Here is a 17,916-nt window from a genome sequence, read left to right as displayed (position 1 = left end):
GGCCTGATGGCCTGACGGTCCATCGAACCGAACTCACCGCCCGCCGCGTACGCGCGGCGGGCGGCGTGCCGGGCGGGGTCAGCCGTGGTACGTGATGTAGCCGTTGCCGTCCCGGTCGTGGTCACGCTTGGTGTACGAGTGCACGTCGGCGCGGGCGCCGGACGGCTTGTACAGGTAGATGGTGTCCTTGTCGTTGTTCCACATGAAGTTGCAGTTCTGGCGGTAGGCGACGTTGTACCGGTCGGATTCCGTTCCGCGCCCGCCGCGCAACTTCACATAGTCGCCGGGCTCCAGCTTGTGGTCGGCGGTGAAGGCGTACTTGTTGCCTGCGGCGTCCTTGACGACGTAACCCTTGAGGTTGACGGTCGTGCTGCGCGAGTAGTTCTTGATCGTCAGGTACTCGTCCTTGGTGTTGCCGCCGTTGCACCGGTTGTCGTCCCGGCCCGGCGCGTCGTACTGGATGCCCTTGATCTTCAGGGCCGACGAGTACTCGGCCGCCTGGGCGGGAGTGGCGGCAACGGCGGCCAGCAGACCGGCGGAAGCCGCCGCGGTGGATATCGCGTAGCGCTTGCGCATGAGGTAGGTCCCCCCTCAGTGGTGCGAATGGTGCGCCAGGAGCCTACCGAAGGTGATGGAAATGTGTGGGCAGTGTGCGTGAATTGTGGGGCCGTGAGGGTGTTCGGCGTACGCGAGGGCCCGGTTCGCCGGAGGTGCGCTGAGTCCGAGGATTTTGCAGGCTCTGCATGTTTGCGTACCATGCAAAATGTGGCGAAGGAGAGTGCCCCGCAGAGCGGGCTGCGTGAGCGTAAGAAGAGGGCGACGCGTGCCGCCCTCGTCGAAGCGGCGGTCCGGCTGGCGGCGGAGCACGGGGCGGAGAACGTCACCGTGGAGGCGATCAGCGAGGCGGCAGGGGTGTCACCCCGGACGTTCTTCAACTACTTCGACTCCCGTGACGACGCCTTCGTCATGATCGGCGCGGAGTCCGGCGCCCGGATCCGCCGCGCGGTCCTCGACGCCCCCTCGGACCTCACCCCGCTCCAGGCGCTGCGCCGGGCCATGGCGGAGGAGTTGGCGGAGGTCGAGCAGCAGCACGAGCTGTGGCAGCTCCACGCTGCGGTGCTGCGCCGGTCGCCCCGGCTGCTCGCCCGCAGCCTCAGCGTCTACGCCGCCGACGAACTCGAGCTGGCGGAGACACTCGCCGGACGGACCGGCGCGGGCGGCCGTGCCGCACCGTCCGCCGAGGAGGAGAGCCGCAGGCGCGCCCTGGACCTGTATCCCCGTCTGCTGGCCGCCGTCGCCGTGACCGCCGTCCGGGTCGCCTTCGAGCACTGGTGCGTGCGGCAGGAGGAACGGGCCTTCGCGGACGTCTTCCAGGAGGCGTTCGACCACCTCGCCGCCGGGCTGTCCACGCCGCCCCGGACGGCCGGAGAGCGCTGAGGACAGGCATCGCATCCGACGACCCGTCAGGTCGATGCTCTTCCCCCTGTATGTACCCGGCGCGCCGCGCGCGAACGGCCCCTGTCCGGACGTATGCGCACCGCCACCCAACCCGAAAGAGACCTCGTGAACGCGACACCGGCGCCGGAACAGGCGTCACCCACCGCCATGTCCGACCGGCAGATACTCCAGGCGATGTCCGGGCTGATGGCCGGCATGTTCGTCGCCATCCTGGCGGGCACCGTGGTGTCCAACGCGCTGCCCCGGATCATCGCCGACCTGGGGGCCAGTCAGTCCTCCTACACCTGGGTCGTCACCGCGGAACTGCTGGCCATGACGGCGACCGTGCCGCTGTGGGGCAAGCTGTCCGACCTCTACAACCAGAAACTGCTGCTCCAGCTCTCCCTGGGAATGTTCGTGGTCGGTTCGCTGCTGGCCGGGTTCTCCCACGAGGTGGGCCTGCTCATCTTCAGCCGGGTGGCGCAGGGCATCGGCGCGGGCGGTCTCACCGCTCTGGCCCAGGTCGTGATGGCGGCCATCATCCCGCCCCGGCGGCTGGGCAAGTACTCCGGCATCTTCGGCGCCGTGTTCGCCGTCGGCACCGTGGCCGGGCCGCTGATCGGCGGCGTGCTGGTGGACACCTCCTGGCTTGGCTGGCGCTGGTGCTTCTTCATCGGCGTCCCGTTCGCGCTGCTGGCCATCGTGCTGCTCCAGCGCACTCTGAAGCTGCCGACCGTACGGCGCGGGGACGTGAAGATCGACTTCCTGGGCGCCTTCCTGATCGTCGCGGGGGTCTGCGCGCTGCTCATCTGGGTCTCGCTGGCGGGCAACCGGTTCGACTGGGCCTCCTGGCAGACCGCTGCGCTGACCGGTACGGGTGTGGTCCTGCTGGCCGCCGCGGTCTACGTCGAGTCGCGGGCCGCCGAGCCGGTCATCCCGCTGGGCATCTTCCGCAACCGCACCATCACGCTGACCACCGTCGCCAGCCTGCTGGTCGGTGTGGCGATGTTCGGCGGCACCGTCTTCCTCTCCCAGTACTTCCAGGTCTCCCTGGGCAAGTCCGCGACCGTAGCGGGCCTGATGAGCCTGCCCATGGTCCTGGGCCTGCTGGTGTCCTCCACGATCGCCGGACAGATCATCAGCGCGACCGGCAGGTGGAAGGTGTACCTGGTCGCGGGCGCCGCCGTGATGACGGCCGGTCTGGCCCTGCTCTCGACGATCGACACCGACACGCACTTCGCCCTGCTGAGCCTCTACATGGCGGTCCTCGGCATCGGCGTCGGCATGCTGATGCAGAACCTGGTGCTGGCCGCCCAGAACGATGTCCCGGCCGCCGAACTGGGCGCCGCGACCTCCGTGTTGTCCTTCTTCCGCAGCATGGGCGGCACCATCGGCACCAGTGTGCTCGGCGCGATCCTGGCCAACCGCGTCACCGACGAGATCACCAAGAGCATGGCGGAGGCGGGCGCCTCCGCCGGGACCGGACAGGCCGCCGGGCACGGCGTCCCGGACATGACCACACTGCCGGCGCCGATGCGCGCCATCGTGGAACACGCCTACGGGGTCGCCACCGCCGATCTGTTCCTCGTCGCCACGCCGTTCGCGCTGCTCGCTCTCGTCGCCGTCCTCTTCATCAAGGAGAAGCCGCTCAAGACCACCAGCGGCATGGAACGGCTCGCCGAGGAGTCCGCGTCGGCCGCCACCGCGGGCCCGCGACAGCCGGCCGACCAGGTCAACTGAGGGATTCCTGCCCCGCGGAACACGTAAGCGTGCGGTGCCGCCGCCCATGGGACGGGCGGCGGCACCGTTTTCGCTATCCGGCGTAGGTCTCGTACTCCGCGACCTGCGGTGTGCCGTTCGAACCGGTGATCTCGAAGGTGATCTTGCTCAGTGTGGTCCGGGGAACGGTGATGACGCCCGCTCCGCTGCCGGAGGTGAGGACGGCCCCGGTGTCGGCGTTGAGGACCCGCCAGGAGCCGATGCGGCCCGCGGCCGCCGATGTCTCCCGAATGTTGATCTTGGACACCGTGGTGGGCGAGCCCCACTTGATGGAGACGGAGCCGGTCGAGCCGGCCGGCGACCAGTAGGTGCTCATGTCGCCGTCCCGCACATTGCCGTAGCTCGTGCCGTCCGCCTTGCTGGAGCCGTCCGAGCCTGCTCCGATGCTGAGGTTGGTCCCGGCGGGCGGGGTGGGCGTCGGTGCGGGGGTGGTCGGGGTCGGCGTGGGCGTCGGAGTGGGGCTGGTCGGTGCCGGGGTCGGTGTCTGCGGCGTGCAGTTGCCGTCCGACACCCGAAGTCCCTTGTTGGCGCCCGCCGTCTGGCTCACGACGCCCGGCACGCAACTCGCGGTGTCGAGGCGGTAGGAGTACGGGATGCTCACGGTGGTGTTGGACTGCGGGTTCGGCCCGGCCGGGTGGTTCTCGCTGCCGGGGGCGGACCAGGTCACGTTGTCGAAGACGTTGCCGCTGACCTGCCAGTAACCGGCCGCGTCGGTGTAGAAGGTGCCGAGGACGTCCTTGGAGTCCTCGAAGTAGTTGTTGTCCACCTTGGCGCGGGCGCCGGCCCGGGAGTTGATCCCGGACTCGTTGAGGCGCACGTAGTGGTTGTTGTACATGTGCGCGATGCCGCCGCGGAGCAGGGGCGCGCGGGAGTCGATGTTCTCGTACAGGTTGTGGTGGTACGTGATGAAGCCGTTCGAGAGGTCGCTCTCGCTGGACCCGACGAGGCCGCCCCGGCCCGAGTTGCGCAGGATGCTGTAGGACAGGGTCACGTACTGGGTGTTGTCCTTCATGTCGAAGAGGCCGTCGAACCCCTCCGACTCTCCGCCCGACGCCTCCAGGGTGACGTGATCGACCCAGACGTTGCGGACGTCGCTCTCCATGCCGATGGCGTCACCGCCGTTGGACGTGGGCGAGCCGGACTTCTTGACGTTCCGGACGGTCACGTTCTGGATGATGATGTTCCTGGACTCGCGTATGTGGATGCCCAGTTGGTCGAAGACGGCACCACTGCCGACTCCGACGATCGTGACGTTGCTGATCTGCTTGAGCTCGATCACCCCGTCCGCCGTGTTGCAGCTGGCGCCCGACACCTTGCTGGTGTTGCCGTGGTTGATGGTGCCCTCGACCTCGATGGTGATCGGGGTGCTGCTGCTGGCCCGGCCGCACAGGGCCTGGTGGATGGCGGTGCCGGTGGTGGCCCGCACGGTCTGCCCGCCCGCGCCGCCGGTGGTGCCGCCGTTCTGGGTCGCATAGCCAGTCGCGCTGCCGGTGGCCGCCGCCGACGCCTCCGGCGCCGACAGCACCGCACCGGTCGCCGCCGCCAGGGCCATCGTGCCCAGTGCCGCGTAGAGTCGCAGGGCCGCTGGTCGTCTCATCCTCGTCTCCCCATTCGTCATGCGTCGTCGAATGCCGGGTGTCGCCCGTACGCACCGCTGTGCTCGTACGCACTGCCGTGCTCGCTTCGACAGCGGCCCCGCACGCCACTGGGAAAGCGCTTTCTGGGCGGCGAGAATAGGGGGTGGCCGATGCAGTGGCAATATCCGTGCACGGGTGCGCTCCACGGCGCCGGGGAGGCGCGGGTCCATCGGAGGTGGCCGTCACGGACGCGTCCAGGGAGCGTGAAAACCAGGTGCGTTGCTCCGCCGCCCGACGGTAGCTTCGCTGTCGTGCAGGTGCGCAGGCTGCGGATACTTCGCCTTCCAAGCGGGTAACGCGGGTTCGAATCCCGCCGCCGGCTCGTGCCGGTGTCGTCCAGTGGCCCAGGACGCCTCAAGTTCTCCGCTGCCGACTCTGATCTCTGCACACCCGGCTTGTCCGGCCGCCGCTGAGGCGCGCGGTGTGACCAGGCCCGACTCGTAGGCGATGACTACGAGTTGGGCGTGGTCGCGGCCGCCGAGTTTGGTCGTCGCCCGGTTGACGTGGGTCTTCGCGGTCATCGGGCTGATGACCATGCGGTCTGCGATCTCGTCATCGGACAGACCCTGCGCGACCAGGACGACGGCCTCGCGTTTGCGATTGGTCAGTTCCTCCAGCGCCCCGCCCGGCGACCCCGGCCCGCACTCGCCGTGGGCAGCGCATACCCCGGACGCAGGGGCAGGCGTCAGTCGTCCGTGCCGCAGCAGTGCGGCGGTTGCGAATCCGTGGTCGGCGCGGTCGTGTCGGTGCGGCAGAAGCAGGACGCCTCGACGGGGACGTCCGCCAGGGCGGTCGCGACCTTCAGCTGCTGGGCGACGATTCGCGCCTCGGCGGTCCTGCCCTGCCGGACCAGGCACTCGTGGAAACCGTGCAGGGACCAGACGTTGTTGGGGTGCCGGCAGGGGCGCGGCAGGGTGTCGTCCAGTCCCAGGTCGGCCCGGTAGACCGCCTCGGCCTCGGCGACCCGCCCCTGCTCCAGCAGCAGCGCACCATAGGCGTGCCGGGTGGGTTGCATCCAGCCCCACGGCTCGTCGTACGGGAGGCTGTCGTCCAGGGCGACGGACCGCTCCAGAGCGGCGAAGGCGGCGTCGAAGTCGCCTTTGCGGTAGGCGAGTTCACCATCGAGCATGGCGGAGGCGACCGCCAGGATGTCGACGCACGTGTTGTTGAACAGCATGCGCGTCCCGGGCACCCGGTCGACCGCCGCGCGGAACAGTTCCCGCTCCGCCTCCGCCTCGGCGACCCGGCCGGTCGCGGCGAGGGCGACGCCCCGGGCGTAGTGCAGCATCGCCGTGGTCACGCAGTACAGTTCGCGGTCCTCGGGCAGCGGCAGGCCGAGGATGTCGGCCCAGCGGCCGAACCGGATCAGCACGTGCACGCGCATGGCGAGGAAGCCCTCCAGCCAGTCGGCCATGGGCGGGCTCTGCACCCGCAGCAGCTCCTCCGGGATGGACGCCTCCAACCGGGCCGCCGTCTCCAGGGCGATCTCGGACCGGCCGAGGAACATCGCGCCGTAGATCTTGAAGTGGTAGTTGTGCGACCGGTACAGCGTGTAGAAGTTCATCGCCCCGGCCCGCGCGTGGAACTTCTCGTCGGCGGCGATCGCCGCGCTGTTGTCCGACACGACCCGCCGGTAGTCGCCGCACAGCACCTCGATGTGCGAGGGCATGTGCTGGAGGTGGCCGGCGTCCGGGACCAGGTCGCGCAGCCGGTCGGCGACCGGCAGTGCCGCCTCCGGCGTCGGGGACATCTCCATCAGGTGGAGGTACATGTGCAGGACGCCCGGGTGGGCGCGCCCGCCCCGCGTGCCGAGCGCCCGTTCGAGGACCGCCTTGGCGTCGAGCGTGCGGGCGCCCTCGGCGGGTTCGCCGGTGGGCAGGTCCCACAGCTGCCAGGGTGTCAGGTTCATCAGGGCGTCGGCGTACAGGGTGGCGACGTCCAGGTCGTCGGGGTCGAGGTCGTAGACCGCGCGCATGCTGTCGGCGTACGGCGCGTTCCACACCGCACAGTCCTCGGCCGGCCGGGACTGCGGGTAGCGGGCACGCAGCGCGCCGATCAGCGCGCGCTCGACGGGCGTGGCACCGGCCGCCTTCTCGTGCGCCCGCTCGACGGCGGCGTGGGTGCGTTCGACGGTCCGGGTGAGGTCCTTCTCGTCGAAGAACTCCCACGGCTTGTTGTAGTTGGGGCCGAGGGCGTAGGCGATGCCCCAGTACGCCATGGCGCACCCGGGGTCGGCCGCGGCGGCCGCCTCGAAGCAGCGGACGGCCTCTTCGTGGTGGAAGGCGTACGTCCAGACCAGGCCTCGGTTGAACCAGAGCTGTGCCTCGGCGGACGTGGTCGTCACCGGACGGGTGTGCGTGCCGAGATCGTAGTAGTCCATGGGTGCCTCCCGAACCGTCGCGCTCGCCGCCCGCCGCCCGCCGCTCGCCGCCCGGCCCTGAGGTCCGTCGGCCCGCCGGTGCGCCGCGCCGGGCATCCGATACCCAGCGTAGCGGCGATCTCACGGAGCCCGGCAGTACGCGCCCCGCGAGGCCCGGTGTGTGGCCGCGTCTGCCGAGCCGGGAGACGGCTCCCCCCCCCCGACTGTCGGCGCACCGTCGGTGACCGCCGGGGGCCTGCCGTCCTCGGTACCGGCCTGTACGCGGTGCGTCGCAAGAGGTCGGCGGTGGGCGCGGGCTGACCCATGCCGGACGCGATGGCCGCCACGGCCGCCACGCGCGCGCCGCGTGGCCGCCCGGCCGGCTCTCCCGCTACACCGTCGACCGTTTTCCCCGGCCCGAACCGGACAGGGTGACATGTTCCACGTGAAACGTACCGACGCGCGCACCGCGCTCTTCGCACTCTTCCCGCACCTCGCCTGAGCCGGGCCGCCTCACGCCGGCCGACTCAACGCAGCGCGGCAGCCACCAGCCCGCGCACCTCCTCCTCGGCGACCCGCCCACCGTTGACCAACCGGTCGAAGACCATTCCGTCCACGCACGTCAGCAGGGTGACGGTCCGTCCCTCGACGTCCCGGGCGCCCTGGGCGGCGAGGAAGTCGCGCACGGCGGCGTGCGCCGCGTTCTCGCGCGGGACGAGGATCTCCCGCAGCTCGGGATGGTGCACGCTCTCGATGGCGCACGCGTAGCGGGCCAGGGAGCGCCGCCGGCCGTCACCGGTGAGCCGGCGCTCGGCGAAAGCGGCGATACGCGCCGCCAGTTCCCCGGCGTCACGTGGCACCGGCATGGCACTGCCGGCTTCCTGGAGTTCGGCCTGGTCGAGGTCGACCAGACGCCGGACCAGCGCGGTGAGCAGGGCTTGACGGGTGCGGAAGTACGCGGACGTGGTCCCGGACGGAAGGTTCGCCGCCTGGTCCACGGCGCGATGGGTCAGTCCTCGTATCCCCGCCTCGGCGAGCACGGTGATGGCGGCGTCGGCGAGGAGGGTGCGTCGATCGGTGGGCACCCCCTATTTCTACACCTGTAGAGAGCGTCGAGTACGCTTCTTCTACATCTGTAGAAAGCCTGCGTGGGGCGGACGAAGGGGGCCGGGCATGGGCACCAGCGCTGTGGTGGTCGGGGGAGGCATCGGAGGGCTGGCCGCTGCCGTCGGCCTGCGGCTGATCGGCTGGGAGGTCACGGTCGTCGAACGCGCCGCTGCCCTCGATGACGTGGGCGCGGGCATCTCCTTGCACGCGAACGGAGTACGCGCCCTTGACGCCCTCGGTGTCGGCGAGGCGCTGCGCGCGGCGGCACGCCCGCAGTACACCGGAGGCACCCGCACCCCGAAGGGCCGCAGACTGGCCCGGATGGACGGAGCCGCCCTCGAACGTGCGCTGGGCACCTCCATCGTCGGCATCCCACGAGCCGCCCTGCACCGCCTGCTGCGCGAGGCGCTGCCGCCCGAGTGCCTGCTCGTCGGCGCCGAGGCGACGTCGGTCGACCGCGGCGCACCCGACCGGGTCGGCGTGACCACCCGGGACAAGGTGCTGGAGGCGGACCTGGTCGTGGCGGCCGACGGAGTCAACAGCCGCCTGCGCGCCCAGCTCTTCCCGCACCACCCCGGCCCCGCCTACAGCGGCTCGACGGTCCTGCGCGCCATCACCGAGCACCCCGTCGACCTGGCGGACGACTTCGAGCTCACCTGGGGCAGGGGCGCCGAATTCGGCCACGTCACCTTCACCGACGGCCGGGCGGAATGGCACGCCGTACTCAACTCACCGCCCGGCATACGGCACACCGACCCCCTGGACGCCCTGCGCCGCCGCTTCGCGGGCTGGCACGACCCGATCCCCGCACTGCTCGACGCGACCCGGCCCGAAGCCGTCCTGCACCACGACATCCACGAACTGGCCATCCCCCTGCCCACGTTCACCACCGGCCGGATCGCGCTCCTCGGTGACGCCGCCCACGCGATGACCCCGAACCTCGGCCAGGGTGCCTGCCAGGCCCTGGAGGACGCCGTCACCCTGACCGCCGCCCTCGCCGCCGAACCCACCGTCCCCTCCGCGCTTGCCCGCTACGACGCCGAACGCCGCCCGCGCAGCCAGTCCGTGGCGCGCGCCGCCCGCCAGGCCGGCCGCATGGGCCAGCAACTGGCCCACCCGCTGGCCGTCGCCCTGCGCAACACGGCCCTGATCATGACCCCGTCCCGGGCCATGATCAGGGCCATCACGCGCCACGCCGACTGGACCCCACCGGCGCTCGCCCTCGGCCATCGAGCGCCTTAGCCGGTCGGCCGTACGGGCCTCAGCGCGGAGCGACCGCCAGGAGGCGGGTCAGGGCTCCGTCGGGCCGGGAGGTGAGTTCCTCCCAGGTGCCTTCCTCCGCGATACGGCCCTCTTCGAGTACGGCGATACGGTCGGCCCGGCGGATGGTGGCCGGGCGGTGGGCGATGACGATGGTGGTGCGCCGCTCGTGTCTTCGGGCCAGGGCGGCGGCGAGTTCGGCGTCGCCGGTGTTGTCCAGATGGGCGGTGGTCTCGTCCAGGACGAGGACCCGGGGCTCGGCGAGCAACGCCCGGGTGAGGGCGATCCGGGCGCGCTGGCCGCCGGAGAGGGTGGCGCCGCGTTCGCCGACCAGGGTGTCCAGGGAGGCGACGCGGTCGACGCCGCACAGCGCCGCCGCTTCGGCGAGCCGGTCGTCGTCGGCATCGGGCGCGGCCAGGCGGAGGTTCTCGGCGAGGGTGCCGTGGAAGAGGGGGGTGTCCTGGCCGACGACGGCGACGGCACGGCGGAGGTCGGCGTCGGCGAGGTCCCGAAGGTCGACGGGGTCGCCGGAGTCCGGGACCAGCTGGACGGCGCCGGCGGTGGGATCCCAGAAGCGTGCCAGCAGGTGGGCGCAGGTGGACTTGCCCGCGCCCGAGGCGCCCACGAGGGCGAGGGTCTGCCCGGCCGGGACGGTGAGTTCGAGGTTCCGGAGAACCGCACGGTCGCCGTAGGCGAAGGTCAGGTCGTGCAGCCGGACGCCCAGCGGGCCGGGCGGCAGGGGCCGGGCCGTGGTGGGCTCGGGGGCGAGGGTGGGGGCCTTCATGCCCGCGTCGACGCGGGCCGCGGCGGCGCGCAGGCCCATGGCCTGGCTCAGCGACCTGGCCGACTCGGCGACCGGGCCCAGCACGGACAGCGCCAGCGCCATCGCCGCCGGGGCCCAGGCGCCGTGCAGCCGCCCGGCGGTCACGGCCTGGGCCGCCGCGGCCACCACGCCGAGGACGGCGAGGACGATGAGCAGATCGCGCCCGGCGGCGGCCACCGCCTCCCAGGTGACCTCGGCCCGCTGGGCCTCCCCGAGCCGCTTCCCCTTGGCGCCGAGCCGGGTCCGGCGCTCGCCGAGCCTGCCGAAGGCCAGCAGTTCGCGCAGGCCGTCGACCGTCTCCACGGTGTCGGCCGACAGCTCGGCGGCGGCCTGCCGGGTGCGGGCGCCCCGGGCCGTGCGACCGCGCGCCTCGGCGAAGGGCGCCGCGGCCAGCAGCACGGCGACCGGCAGCAGGGCGGCGAGCAGCCAGGGCTCCACCGTGGCGAGGACCGCCGCGCCGCCGGTGAACACCGCGCCCGACGCGAGGAGTTGGGCCGTGGTGTGGGCGTAGAAGAATTCCAGCGCCTCGACGTCGGCCATGGCGGTGGCGGCCAGGTCGCCGCTGCGCCGGCCCGCCACCCGGGCGGGCGCGCTGCGGGCGAGCCCGTCGAAGACCCGTACCCGCAGCTCGGCCAGGACGCGGTAGGCCAGGTCGTGCGAGAGGTCCATCTCCCGCCAGGTCATCAGGGCGCGCAGCACGACGAGGGCGGCCAGCGCGGCGACGGTCGCGGCCGAGGGCGCGCGCCCGGTGCTGATCGCGCTGCCGACCGTGTGCGCTGCCAGCGTGACCAGCGTGACCAGCGAGCCCTGCTCGACGAGGGCGGCGGCACAGGTGCGGACGATCATGGCGCGGTGCCCGGCGAGTGCGGGCAGCAGCGCGCGCAGCGCACCCCGTGCGGGGAGTGCGGTGTCGGCTGTGGTCGTGCGGCGTCCGGGAAGCGCGGTGTCGGCGGTGCTCATGCGGCGAGCCCCTTCTCGTGCGTACGGCCCGCCGCGGCGAGCTCGGCGTACAGTCCCCCCGCGGCGACGAGGGAGTCGTGGTCGCCGACGGCGTCCACGCGGCCGTCGGCGAGGACGACGATGCGGTCGGCGTGCCGCACGGCGGCCAGCCGGTGGGCGACGACGAGGACGGTCCGTCCGCGCGCCGCCGCCGTCAGATCGCGGACGATGTCCGCCTCGCGGCGTTCGTCGACGGCGCTGGTGGCCTCGTCGAGGACGAGGACGGGCGCGTCGGCCAGCAGGGCGCGGGCGAGCGCGAGGCGTTGCCGCTGGCCTCCGGAGAGGGTCGCGCCGCGCTCGCCGAGGACGGTGGCGTAGCCGTCGGTGAGCGCGGCGATCTCGTCGTGGATCCCGGCGGCGCGGGCGGCGCGCTCCAGGTCCTCGTCGGTGGCGTCGGCCCGGGCCAGGCGCAGGTTGTCGGCGATCGTGGCGTGGAAGAGGTACGTCTCCTGGGAGACGACGGCAATACCGCGCCGCAGGGAGTCGAGGGCGTACCCGGCCGTGTCGCGGCCGTCGACGGTGATCCGGCCGTGCTGCGGATCGTGGTGGCGCAGCAGCAGGGCGAGCAGCGTGGACTTGCCCGCGCCGGAGGGGCCGACGATCGCGGTGGTGCGTCCGGCCTCGGCGGTGAAGGTGACACCGCGGAGCGTGGGTCCGTCGGCGCCCGGGTAGGTGAACTCGACGTCCGAGAAGGACAGTCGGGGTGCCGCGGGCCAGTCGGCCGGCTCCCGTCCGGTGTCCGGGACGGCGGGTGCGGCGGTGCGCAGGGACGCGAGTCCGTCGGCGGCGGACACGCCGAGATAACCGGCGTGCCACTCCCGGGCCAGGTCGCGGACGGGCCGGAAGCACTCGCCGGCCAGGAGCAGCACCAGGTAGGTGCCGGTGGGCGTGGTGGCACCGGTCACCGCCGACCAGCAGGCCAGCAGTGCGGCCGCCGCGGTCCCGCCCTGGATGGCCAGGTCGGTGATGCCCGTGTCGACCAGGGAGATACGGAGCTTGGCGACGGTCGCCCGGTGCAGCTGGGCCGACCGCTCCTCCAGCCGCCGCCGGGTGCGGCCGACGGCGCCCGCGGCGCGCAGCGCGGGCATGCCCTGGAGCGCTTCCAGGTAGTCGGCGCCCAGCCCTTCGTAGGTGTCCCAGTGTTCCTTGCCGCGCTGGGCGAGCAGCCGGTCCCACGCCCGCGGCCCGGCGAGGGCCAGGAGCAGGGCAGGGACGAGTCCGAGAAGGGCCCGCGGCTCGATCACGGCCACGGCGACGAGCAGCAGGGGCGGTGCGACGAGGGTGACAATCAGCTGAGGCAGGTACCGGGAGACGTAGGCGTCGACGCCCTCCACACCGTCGACGAGGGTGGTGCGTACGGCCCCGGTCCGGGCGGTGGTGAGATGCGCGGGGCCGAGCCGGCCGAGGTGGGCGAGGAGTTCGTCGCGCAGCCGGATCCGGACGCGTGCGCCGGCGCGGGCGGCGGTGCGCCGCTGTGCGCAGCCGAGCCCGGCGCGGACGGCCACGACGGCGACGATCGCCGTGAGCAGCACGGGCAGTGAGCCGGTCGTGCCGCGCGCGATGGCGGCGAGTGCCTGGGCGAGCAGCACGGCCTGGGCGAGCCAGCTGAGCGTGACGGCTCCCTGGAGGAGGGTGGCCGCGAGCAGCGTGCGCCGCGCGTGCCGTGCCGCGTGGCGCAGCTCCGGGTGGACGATCACGAGGTCCTCTTCTCGGGTCGGCCGGACCCGAGGGCCAGGCCGTGGACGATCCAGTTCTGTTCGGGCTCGCCGCCCAGCGCCGCGCCCAGGTCGGCCCGCTGCCAGGAGCCGACAGGTCGGGCGGCCAGTCCGCGCCGTACGGCGGTGAGCTGGGCGCACCCCACGGCGTATCCGGCGTGCAGATGGTCGCGGCGGATGCGTGCGGCGTCGGCGTCGGACGGGCAGCCGTACCCGAGCAGGACGGCGCCCGCGTCGGCGATCCAGCGCTGCCCGGCCGCCCAGACGGCGAGGGTGGGCCGGGCCTCCCCGGCGGCGAGCCGCCGCAGGGTGCCGTCGGGCGCCGTCTCGACGAGCTCCGGCTCGGGCTCGCCGACGGCCACGCACCACCGCAGCTGCCCGGCCCCCGCCGCCCGCGCGGTGGCGAGTACGGCGCGCAGGTCGCCGCGCGCGGGCGTGCCGGCCAGGGGCGGCGGGGCGCTGCGCCGGGCCGCCAGGTCGGCCGGTGCGGGGGTGTCCCGCTCCTCCACAGGGCGGGCGTGCGGCGGTATGTGGACGGCGGCCAGCGGCCGTTCGGTGCTGCCGTCGAGGCGGAGCGCCGACGGGGCGGTGCCGAGGGCGAGCGCGGCGAGCCGCAGTGCGGCGGCGGCGTGCCCGGTGTCGAGCAGCAGCAGGGGCCAGGCGCGGTGGCCGTAGTGGCTCGCCGTGCGCCGCGCGGTGACGGTCAGCTCGACGGTCGCCCCGGCCGGGGTGCCGCTCGGTGCCGGGCCCAGGTGGTGGACCCGGTGGCGCAGCGGGTCGTAGCCGTACCTCCCGGGCGGCAGGGAGCAGCCCTCGCCCACGACGAGGCAGGCGTCGACCGGGTGCAGCGCGCCCGCGGACGGGACGGGCCGCAGCCGCCCGGCGGGGTCGGCGGCGGCCAGCGACAGACGCAGCAGCCGGCCCAGATCGAGCCGTCCGGGCCCGGCCGGGGGCAGCTCACGTGCGGGGCCCGGCCAGTCCGGGACCGCGGGGCCCGCGGGGGTGTCGGGGCCGGGCTTCTCGGCGCTGCGGGCCCGGGCGAGGGCGGTCACCAGATCCACGGCGCGGCTCACATGTGCGGCGGAGGAGCGAGCGTGAAGTCCTCCGGCGCGTGCGGCGCGGCGCCGCGCCAGCCGCGGGCCACGGCGGCGTCGGCGAGGCGCGGACAGCCGAAGTACCCGAAGGCGGCGGGGGCGTTGGGCAGCAGTCCGGAGACCAGGACGCGGGCGACCCGCAGTGCTGTCTCGGCGACGTCCTCCGTCGTCAGGTCGAAGGCCATCACCCGGTGGCCGTCCCGCTCCAGCGCACGCTCCATCAGCTCCCGGCTGCCGGGGGCGACGGCGCCGACGGGAACCACCCCGAGCGCGGGGTCGGTGAACCGCCGGGCCTCGGACGCCATCCGCGGGTCGAGCCACACCTGGACGTGCGCGCCCAGGTCCCTGACGTGCTCGAAGTGCGCGCCGCACGCGTCGAGGTAGCGGCGGTCCTCCCGGTGGTCGAGATAGAGGCCCTTGGCGAGCAGCCCGGCGTCGACGGCCTGGAAGACCCAGCCGTCGGGGCCGGTCAGACCCTGGGTGAAGACCCAGGTGTGCACGGCCTCCAGTACGGCCTTCCGGGCGGCCTCGGCCGGGTCGTACTTGCAGGCGAACCCGGCGGCGTACAGGCCGAGTCGCGGGTCGTGGACGAGGGCCGCCACGCAGGGGGCGAACTCGGAGGGCATCTCGACGAGCCACACACGGAGCCCGGACCCGGCGAGGTCGTCGGCGAGACCGGGCACGCTGTCCGGGTCGATGCCGCGGGCGGGCCCGTCGAGGTGCCACCACAGCTCCAGCGCGTCGCGCTCCACGATCTCCAGCAGACCGCGCTCGACGGCGTCGTCGAAACCCTGGCCGGTGGCGATGCCCGCGTAGTTGAGGTGGTGGGTGCGCGGCAGGGAACGCAGCTCGCCCTGCCGCCAGTTGAGGTGGGTGAGCGACACGGGCGCCCACACCTCGGCGGTCTCCCCGCCGGGCAGCCGTTCCGTGCCGCGGGTCCACAGCGCGGGCGTGTCCTCGGTGAAGGGGCGGTAGGGGAACTTCTGGCGGGCGTACTGCCAGTCGGCGTACGCCGGGAGCTCCTCCGGCCCGTACCGCCGCAGGCCCTTGCGGGCCAGTTCGGCGGCGGTGGCGCGCAGCGGCGCCTCGGGGTGGCCGGGCGGCGGGACGCGGTTGCCGCAGTAGCGTTCGACCCCCTCGGCTATGGCGGCTATACGGGCGGTGTCGGGGTCGCCGAAGGCGGTGCCGAGCGAGACCCGGTCGGCGGGCCACAGACCGAGCTTGCGGGCGTCGGCGACTTCGGCGGTCATCGCCGTGTAGCGGGGTGGGGCACCCGCCGGGTGTTCGACGGGCTTCACCTTGCGGACGATGCCGCAGACCGGGTCTACCAGGGCTTCCAACGGCAGCGGCGTCATCGCAGAATCTCCTCCGCGGGATCGATCGGGGTGGGGCGGGCGGGGAGCACACTCAGCCGGAGTCCGAGGCGGGCCGGGTCCACCTCCCGTGCGGAGGCGGTGAGCCGGGTGGCCGTGAGCGGGTCCTCGCCGGTGTGCGGATTGCGGGCGTGGGCCGGGAAGTGATGCCCGGCGATCTCCAGCCGGAGCCGGGACCCGGCGCGCAGCCGCCGGGCGAGCCGGCCCAGCGGGACGGTGAACTCGACTTGTTCTCCAGGGGTTTCACCGCGCCGGACGACCCCGACGGCGAGCCGTTCGGCATGCCCGTCGGGGGTGAGCAAGGCGAGCCGGGCGACCCAGTCGGCGGACGGAGTGCCGGCGCGTGCGCGGAGCCGCACCCGGGCGGGGCCGAGGAGGTCCAGCGGACGCGGCAGGGGAGCGGTGACGAGCACGCAGCGGTCGGGCTCTCCGTCGACCGGGACTGTCAAGTCGACTGAGGACACCGGGAGTTCGGGGTCGGCGGTGAAGGCGGCCCCGCGCAGCAGGGTCAGGTGGGGCACGTACGGCTCGCCCTCGGTGTCCGCCGCCGTCCACAGCGGGCTGCCGCCGAGCGCCACCGCGCCGGCCCGTCCGCCGACGAGGCGCCCGGCGAGGGCGGCGTGCGCCCAGCGTGCGTAGAGGTCGCCGAGGCGGATGCGGTGGGCGGGGTCGGCGTCGGGCCCGGGGGCGGCGACGAGGCCGTGTCCCCACGGTCCCATCAGCAGGCGGGCCGAGGGGCCGCCCCAGTGACGCCACAACTCCACGGTGTCCTCGGCGAAGTGGTCGTGGTGGCCGCCCACGGCGAGCAGCGGCACCTCGGCCTCGGCGGATCGGGCGATCAGCCGTCCCCGGTCGCGGCGGCGCCACACCTCCGGCCAGGAGGGCAGGTCCCGGCCGAGCCGCTGGGGGAGGCCCAGCAGCGGCAGGTGCTCCAGCAATCCCGGGTCCGTGGCGAGGGCCTTGTCCAGCGCGCTGTCGTCCGAGTCCGGCCGGTCGCCGTGCGCCGCCCACCATCCGGCCCGGGCCAGCAGCCGCTCCACGCCCGAGGGTTCGCGGGCGGTGTCGGCGGTGCCGAGGGCGGGCACGGCGGCGATGACGGCGTCCGGGCGGGCGTCCTCGGGCGCCTCCAGGGCGAGGGCGACGGCACAGTGGGCGGCGTAGGAGGCGCCGGACGCCACCAGGCGCCCGTCGCTCCAGGGCCGGCTGCGGATCCAGCGCGCGGTGTGCGCGCCGTCCGTGGCCTCATGCTCGTAGGGCCGCCACTCACCGGGCGAGGCGTACCGTCCGCGCACGTCCTGCGCCACGGCGGCGAACCCCCGGCGCGCCCAGCCACGCAGCTCGGCGTGGTGGGCCCGGCGGTCGTACGGGGTGCGGATCAGGACGGCCGGGAAGGGGCCGGGGCCGTCCGGGACGTGGACGTCGGTGGCCAGGCCGCGCACGGCCGTCGTGTACGTCGTCACCTGGCGGCCACCGGCATCCGCGCGACGTCGGGGACGGGCAGGACCGGGTGTTCGGTCACGGTCAGGGTGCGCAGGTCGACGCGGCGCAGGCGGCGGCGGGCGGGCAGGGCCCCGGTGTCCGGGGCGTCGGTGGCCCACCGGGTGAGGTCGTCGGCGAGCAGCGCGGCGAGGAGTGCCGCCGCCGGGGCGGTGATGTGTACGGGTGCGCCGGTCGTGCGGGGTCCGCTCCAGTAGGCGGCCAGTTCGCGGTGGGCCGGGGTGGCGGCGAGGCGGCGGGCGCGCAGATCGGCGGAGGTGACGTCTCCGGCGGTGGCCGCCACCGGTTCGACGTACGCCTGCCAGCCCTCACGGTGGCAGCGCAGCCAGGCGACACCCCGCTCGGGCAGCCGGTCGGCGTCGTCCCACAGACCGTCGGGCACGGGCCCGTCGAGGCACCAGACGACGGCGGCGACGTCCGGGGCGACGGACTCCTCGGGCGTGCCGGTCCGGGGCTCGGCGCCCGCGGCCCGCAGCAGCCGGGCGAGCGGATCGGTGAGAACCGGATCGCCCAGCAGCAGGACACCGCGGCGCTCGGTGGGCCATGGGACGGCTCCTCCGGCCTCCGTGGCGCCGGTCAGATAGCCGGCCTCGCCGAACGCCGTGACGAGCCGGTCCAGTTCGGCGTCCGTGCCGGGCACGTCCGCCCCCGCCAGCCGGGAGCGGAGCGCGTCTTCGTCCGCGCCGCCCGTCCGGACCTGGAGGAACTCGCCGTCGGCCGTGCGGACGGCCAGCCCGCGCCCGTCTACGGCGACGACCTCGACACCTGGTGCGAGCTGGCTGCGGGACACGTGGATTCTCCTACGGGGCCGAGAGACGGGAGGGGGAGCGGTACGG

Annotated in this window: 13 protein-coding genes and 1 pseudogene; 3 read left to right on the top strand and 11 right to left on the bottom strand. The window is 73.7% G+C overall.

The features are described from left to right. Positions 1-78 precede the first annotated feature (78 nt). Positions 79-576, bottom strand: coding sequence for a lamin tail domain-containing protein (locus ACZ42A_RS25020; protein ID WP_468529474.1), 498 nt, complete (start codon positions 574-576; stop codon positions 79-81). A 180-nt stretch (positions 577-756) separates the two neighbouring features. Here ACZ42A_RS25020 and ACZ42A_RS25015 point away from each other — a divergent pair, with 180 nt between their 5' ends. Both ACZ42A_RS25015 and ACZ42A_RS25010 read left to right on the top strand, forming a co-directional pair. Next, positions 757-1,437, top strand: a complete 681-nt coding sequence (locus ACZ42A_RS25015; protein WP_468529473.1) for a TetR/AcrR family transcriptional regulator — start codon at positions 757-759, stop codon at positions 1,435-1,437. A gap of 168 nt (positions 1,438-1,605) precedes the next feature. Beyond that, positions 1,606-3,177, top strand: coding sequence for an MDR family MFS transporter (locus tag ACZ42A_RS25010; protein ID WP_468529615.1), 1,572 nt, complete (start codon positions 1,606-1,608; stop codon positions 3,175-3,177). 73 nt (positions 3,178-3,250) lie between these two features. Here the strand turns inward: ACZ42A_RS25010 and ACZ42A_RS25005 are convergent, their stop codons facing one another. From ACZ42A_RS25005 to ACZ42A_RS24990, 4 genes and pseudogenes are all read right to left on the bottom strand, one after another. Next, positions 3,251-4,813, bottom strand: coding sequence for a pectate lyase family protein (locus ACZ42A_RS25005; RefSeq protein ID WP_468529472.1), 1,563 nt, complete (start codon positions 4,811-4,813; stop codon positions 3,251-3,253). 456 nt (positions 4,814-5,269) lie between these two features. Further along, positions 5,270-5,473 (bottom strand): annotated as a pseudogene (locus ACZ42A_RS25000) (response regulator transcription factor); the annotation flags it as partial. A 65-nt stretch (positions 5,474-5,538) separates the two neighbouring features. Continuing rightward, entirely contained in the window at positions 5,539-7,233 is a 1,695-nt protein-coding gene (locus tag ACZ42A_RS24995) for a tetratricopeptide repeat protein (RefSeq protein WP_468529471.1), read from the bottom strand. Between the two features lie 506 nt (positions 7,234-7,739). Continuing rightward, the gene (locus tag ACZ42A_RS24990; protein WP_468529470.1) at positions 7,740-8,297 is read right to left on the bottom strand and encodes a TetR/AcrR family transcriptional regulator; all 558 of its coding nucleotides are present in this window, start codon (positions 8,295-8,297) and stop codon (positions 7,740-7,742) included. Positions 8,298-8,385: 88 nt separating this feature from the next. Between ACZ42A_RS24990 and ACZ42A_RS24985 the strand changes: the two genes are divergently transcribed. Beyond that, a complete protein-coding gene (locus ACZ42A_RS24985) occupies positions 8,386-9,561 on the top strand; it encodes an FAD-dependent monooxygenase (RefSeq protein WP_468529469.1) in 1,176 nt (391 codons plus the stop codon). A gap of 19 nt (positions 9,562-9,580) precedes the next feature. Here the strand turns inward: ACZ42A_RS24985 and ACZ42A_RS24980 are convergent, their stop codons facing one another. Genes ACZ42A_RS24980 through ACZ42A_RS24955 form a run of 6 tightly spaced genes read right to left on the bottom strand, consistent with a single transcriptional unit; the run spans position 9,581 to position 17,870 of the window. After that, positions 9,581-11,362, bottom strand: coding sequence for an ABC transporter ATP-binding protein (locus ACZ42A_RS24980; RefSeq protein ID WP_468529468.1), 1,782 nt, complete (start codon positions 11,360-11,362; stop codon positions 9,581-9,583). Further along, positions 11,359-13,098, bottom strand: coding sequence for an ABC transporter ATP-binding protein/permease (locus ACZ42A_RS24975; protein ID WP_468529467.1), 1,740 nt, complete (start codon positions 13,096-13,098; stop codon positions 11,359-11,361). Before ACZ42A_RS24975 ends, ACZ42A_RS24980 begins: the two co-directional genes overlap by 4 nt. Beyond that, the gene (locus ACZ42A_RS24970) at positions 13,095-14,177 is read right to left on the bottom strand and encodes a nitroreductase family protein (RefSeq protein WP_468529466.1); all 1,083 of its coding nucleotides are present in this window, start codon (positions 14,175-14,177) and stop codon (positions 13,095-13,097) included. The genes ACZ42A_RS24975 and ACZ42A_RS24970 overlap by 4 nt, the downstream gene beginning before the upstream one ends. 8 nt (positions 14,178-14,185) lie before the next feature. Further along, positions 14,186-15,565: a YcaO-like family protein gene (locus ACZ42A_RS24965; protein WP_468529465.1), complete on the bottom strand. Its 1,380-nt coding sequence runs from the start codon at positions 15,563-15,565 to the stop codon at positions 14,186-14,188. Continuing rightward, a complete protein-coding gene (locus ACZ42A_RS24960; RefSeq protein WP_468529464.1) occupies positions 15,562-17,043 on the bottom strand; it encodes a CocE/NonD family hydrolase in 1,482 nt (493 codons plus the stop codon). Before ACZ42A_RS24960 ends, ACZ42A_RS24965 begins: the two co-directional genes overlap by 4 nt. Then, positions 17,040-17,870: a hypothetical protein gene (locus ACZ42A_RS24955; RefSeq protein ID WP_468529463.1), complete on the bottom strand. Its 831-nt coding sequence runs from the start codon at positions 17,868-17,870 to the stop codon at positions 17,040-17,042. Before ACZ42A_RS24955 ends, ACZ42A_RS24960 begins: the two co-directional genes overlap by 4 nt. Positions 17,871-17,916: the final 46 nt, after the last annotated feature.

Source organism: Streptomyces sp. NPDC030838, from assembly GCF_055572035.1.
This window is presented reverse-complemented; position numbering and strand designations above follow the sequence as displayed.

Bases quoted from the DNA above. Each gene is read 5' to 3' on its own strand.
- ACZ42A_RS25020 (WP_468529474.1), bottom strand. From the start codon at position 576: ATGCGCAAGCGCTACGCGATATCCACCGCGGCGGCTTCCGCCGGTCTG.
- ACZ42A_RS25015 (WP_468529473.1), top strand. From the start codon at position 757: ATGCAAAATGTGGCGAAGGAGAGTGCCCCGCAGAGCGGGCTGCGTGAG.
- ACZ42A_RS25010 (WP_468529615.1), top strand. From the start codon at position 1,606: ATGTCCGACCGGCAGATACTCCAGGCGATGTCCGGGCTGATGGCCGGC.
- ACZ42A_RS25005 (WP_468529472.1), bottom strand. From the start codon at position 4,813: ATGAGACGACCAGCGGCCCTGCGACTCTACGCGGCACTGGGCACGATG.
- ACZ42A_RS24995 (WP_468529471.1), bottom strand. From the start codon at position 7,233: ATGGACTACTACGATCTCGGCACGCACACCCGTCCGGTGACGACCACG.
- ACZ42A_RS24985 (WP_468529469.1), top strand. From the start codon at position 8,386: ATGGGCACCAGCGCTGTGGTGGTCGGGGGAGGCATCGGAGGGCTGGCC.
- ACZ42A_RS24980 (WP_468529468.1), bottom strand. From the start codon at position 11,362: ATGAGCACCGCCGACACCGCGCTTCCCGGACGCCGCACGACCACAGCC.
- ACZ42A_RS24965 (WP_468529465.1), bottom strand. From the start codon at position 15,565: ATGACGCCGCTGCCGTTGGAAGCCCTGGTAGACCCGGTCTGCGGCATC.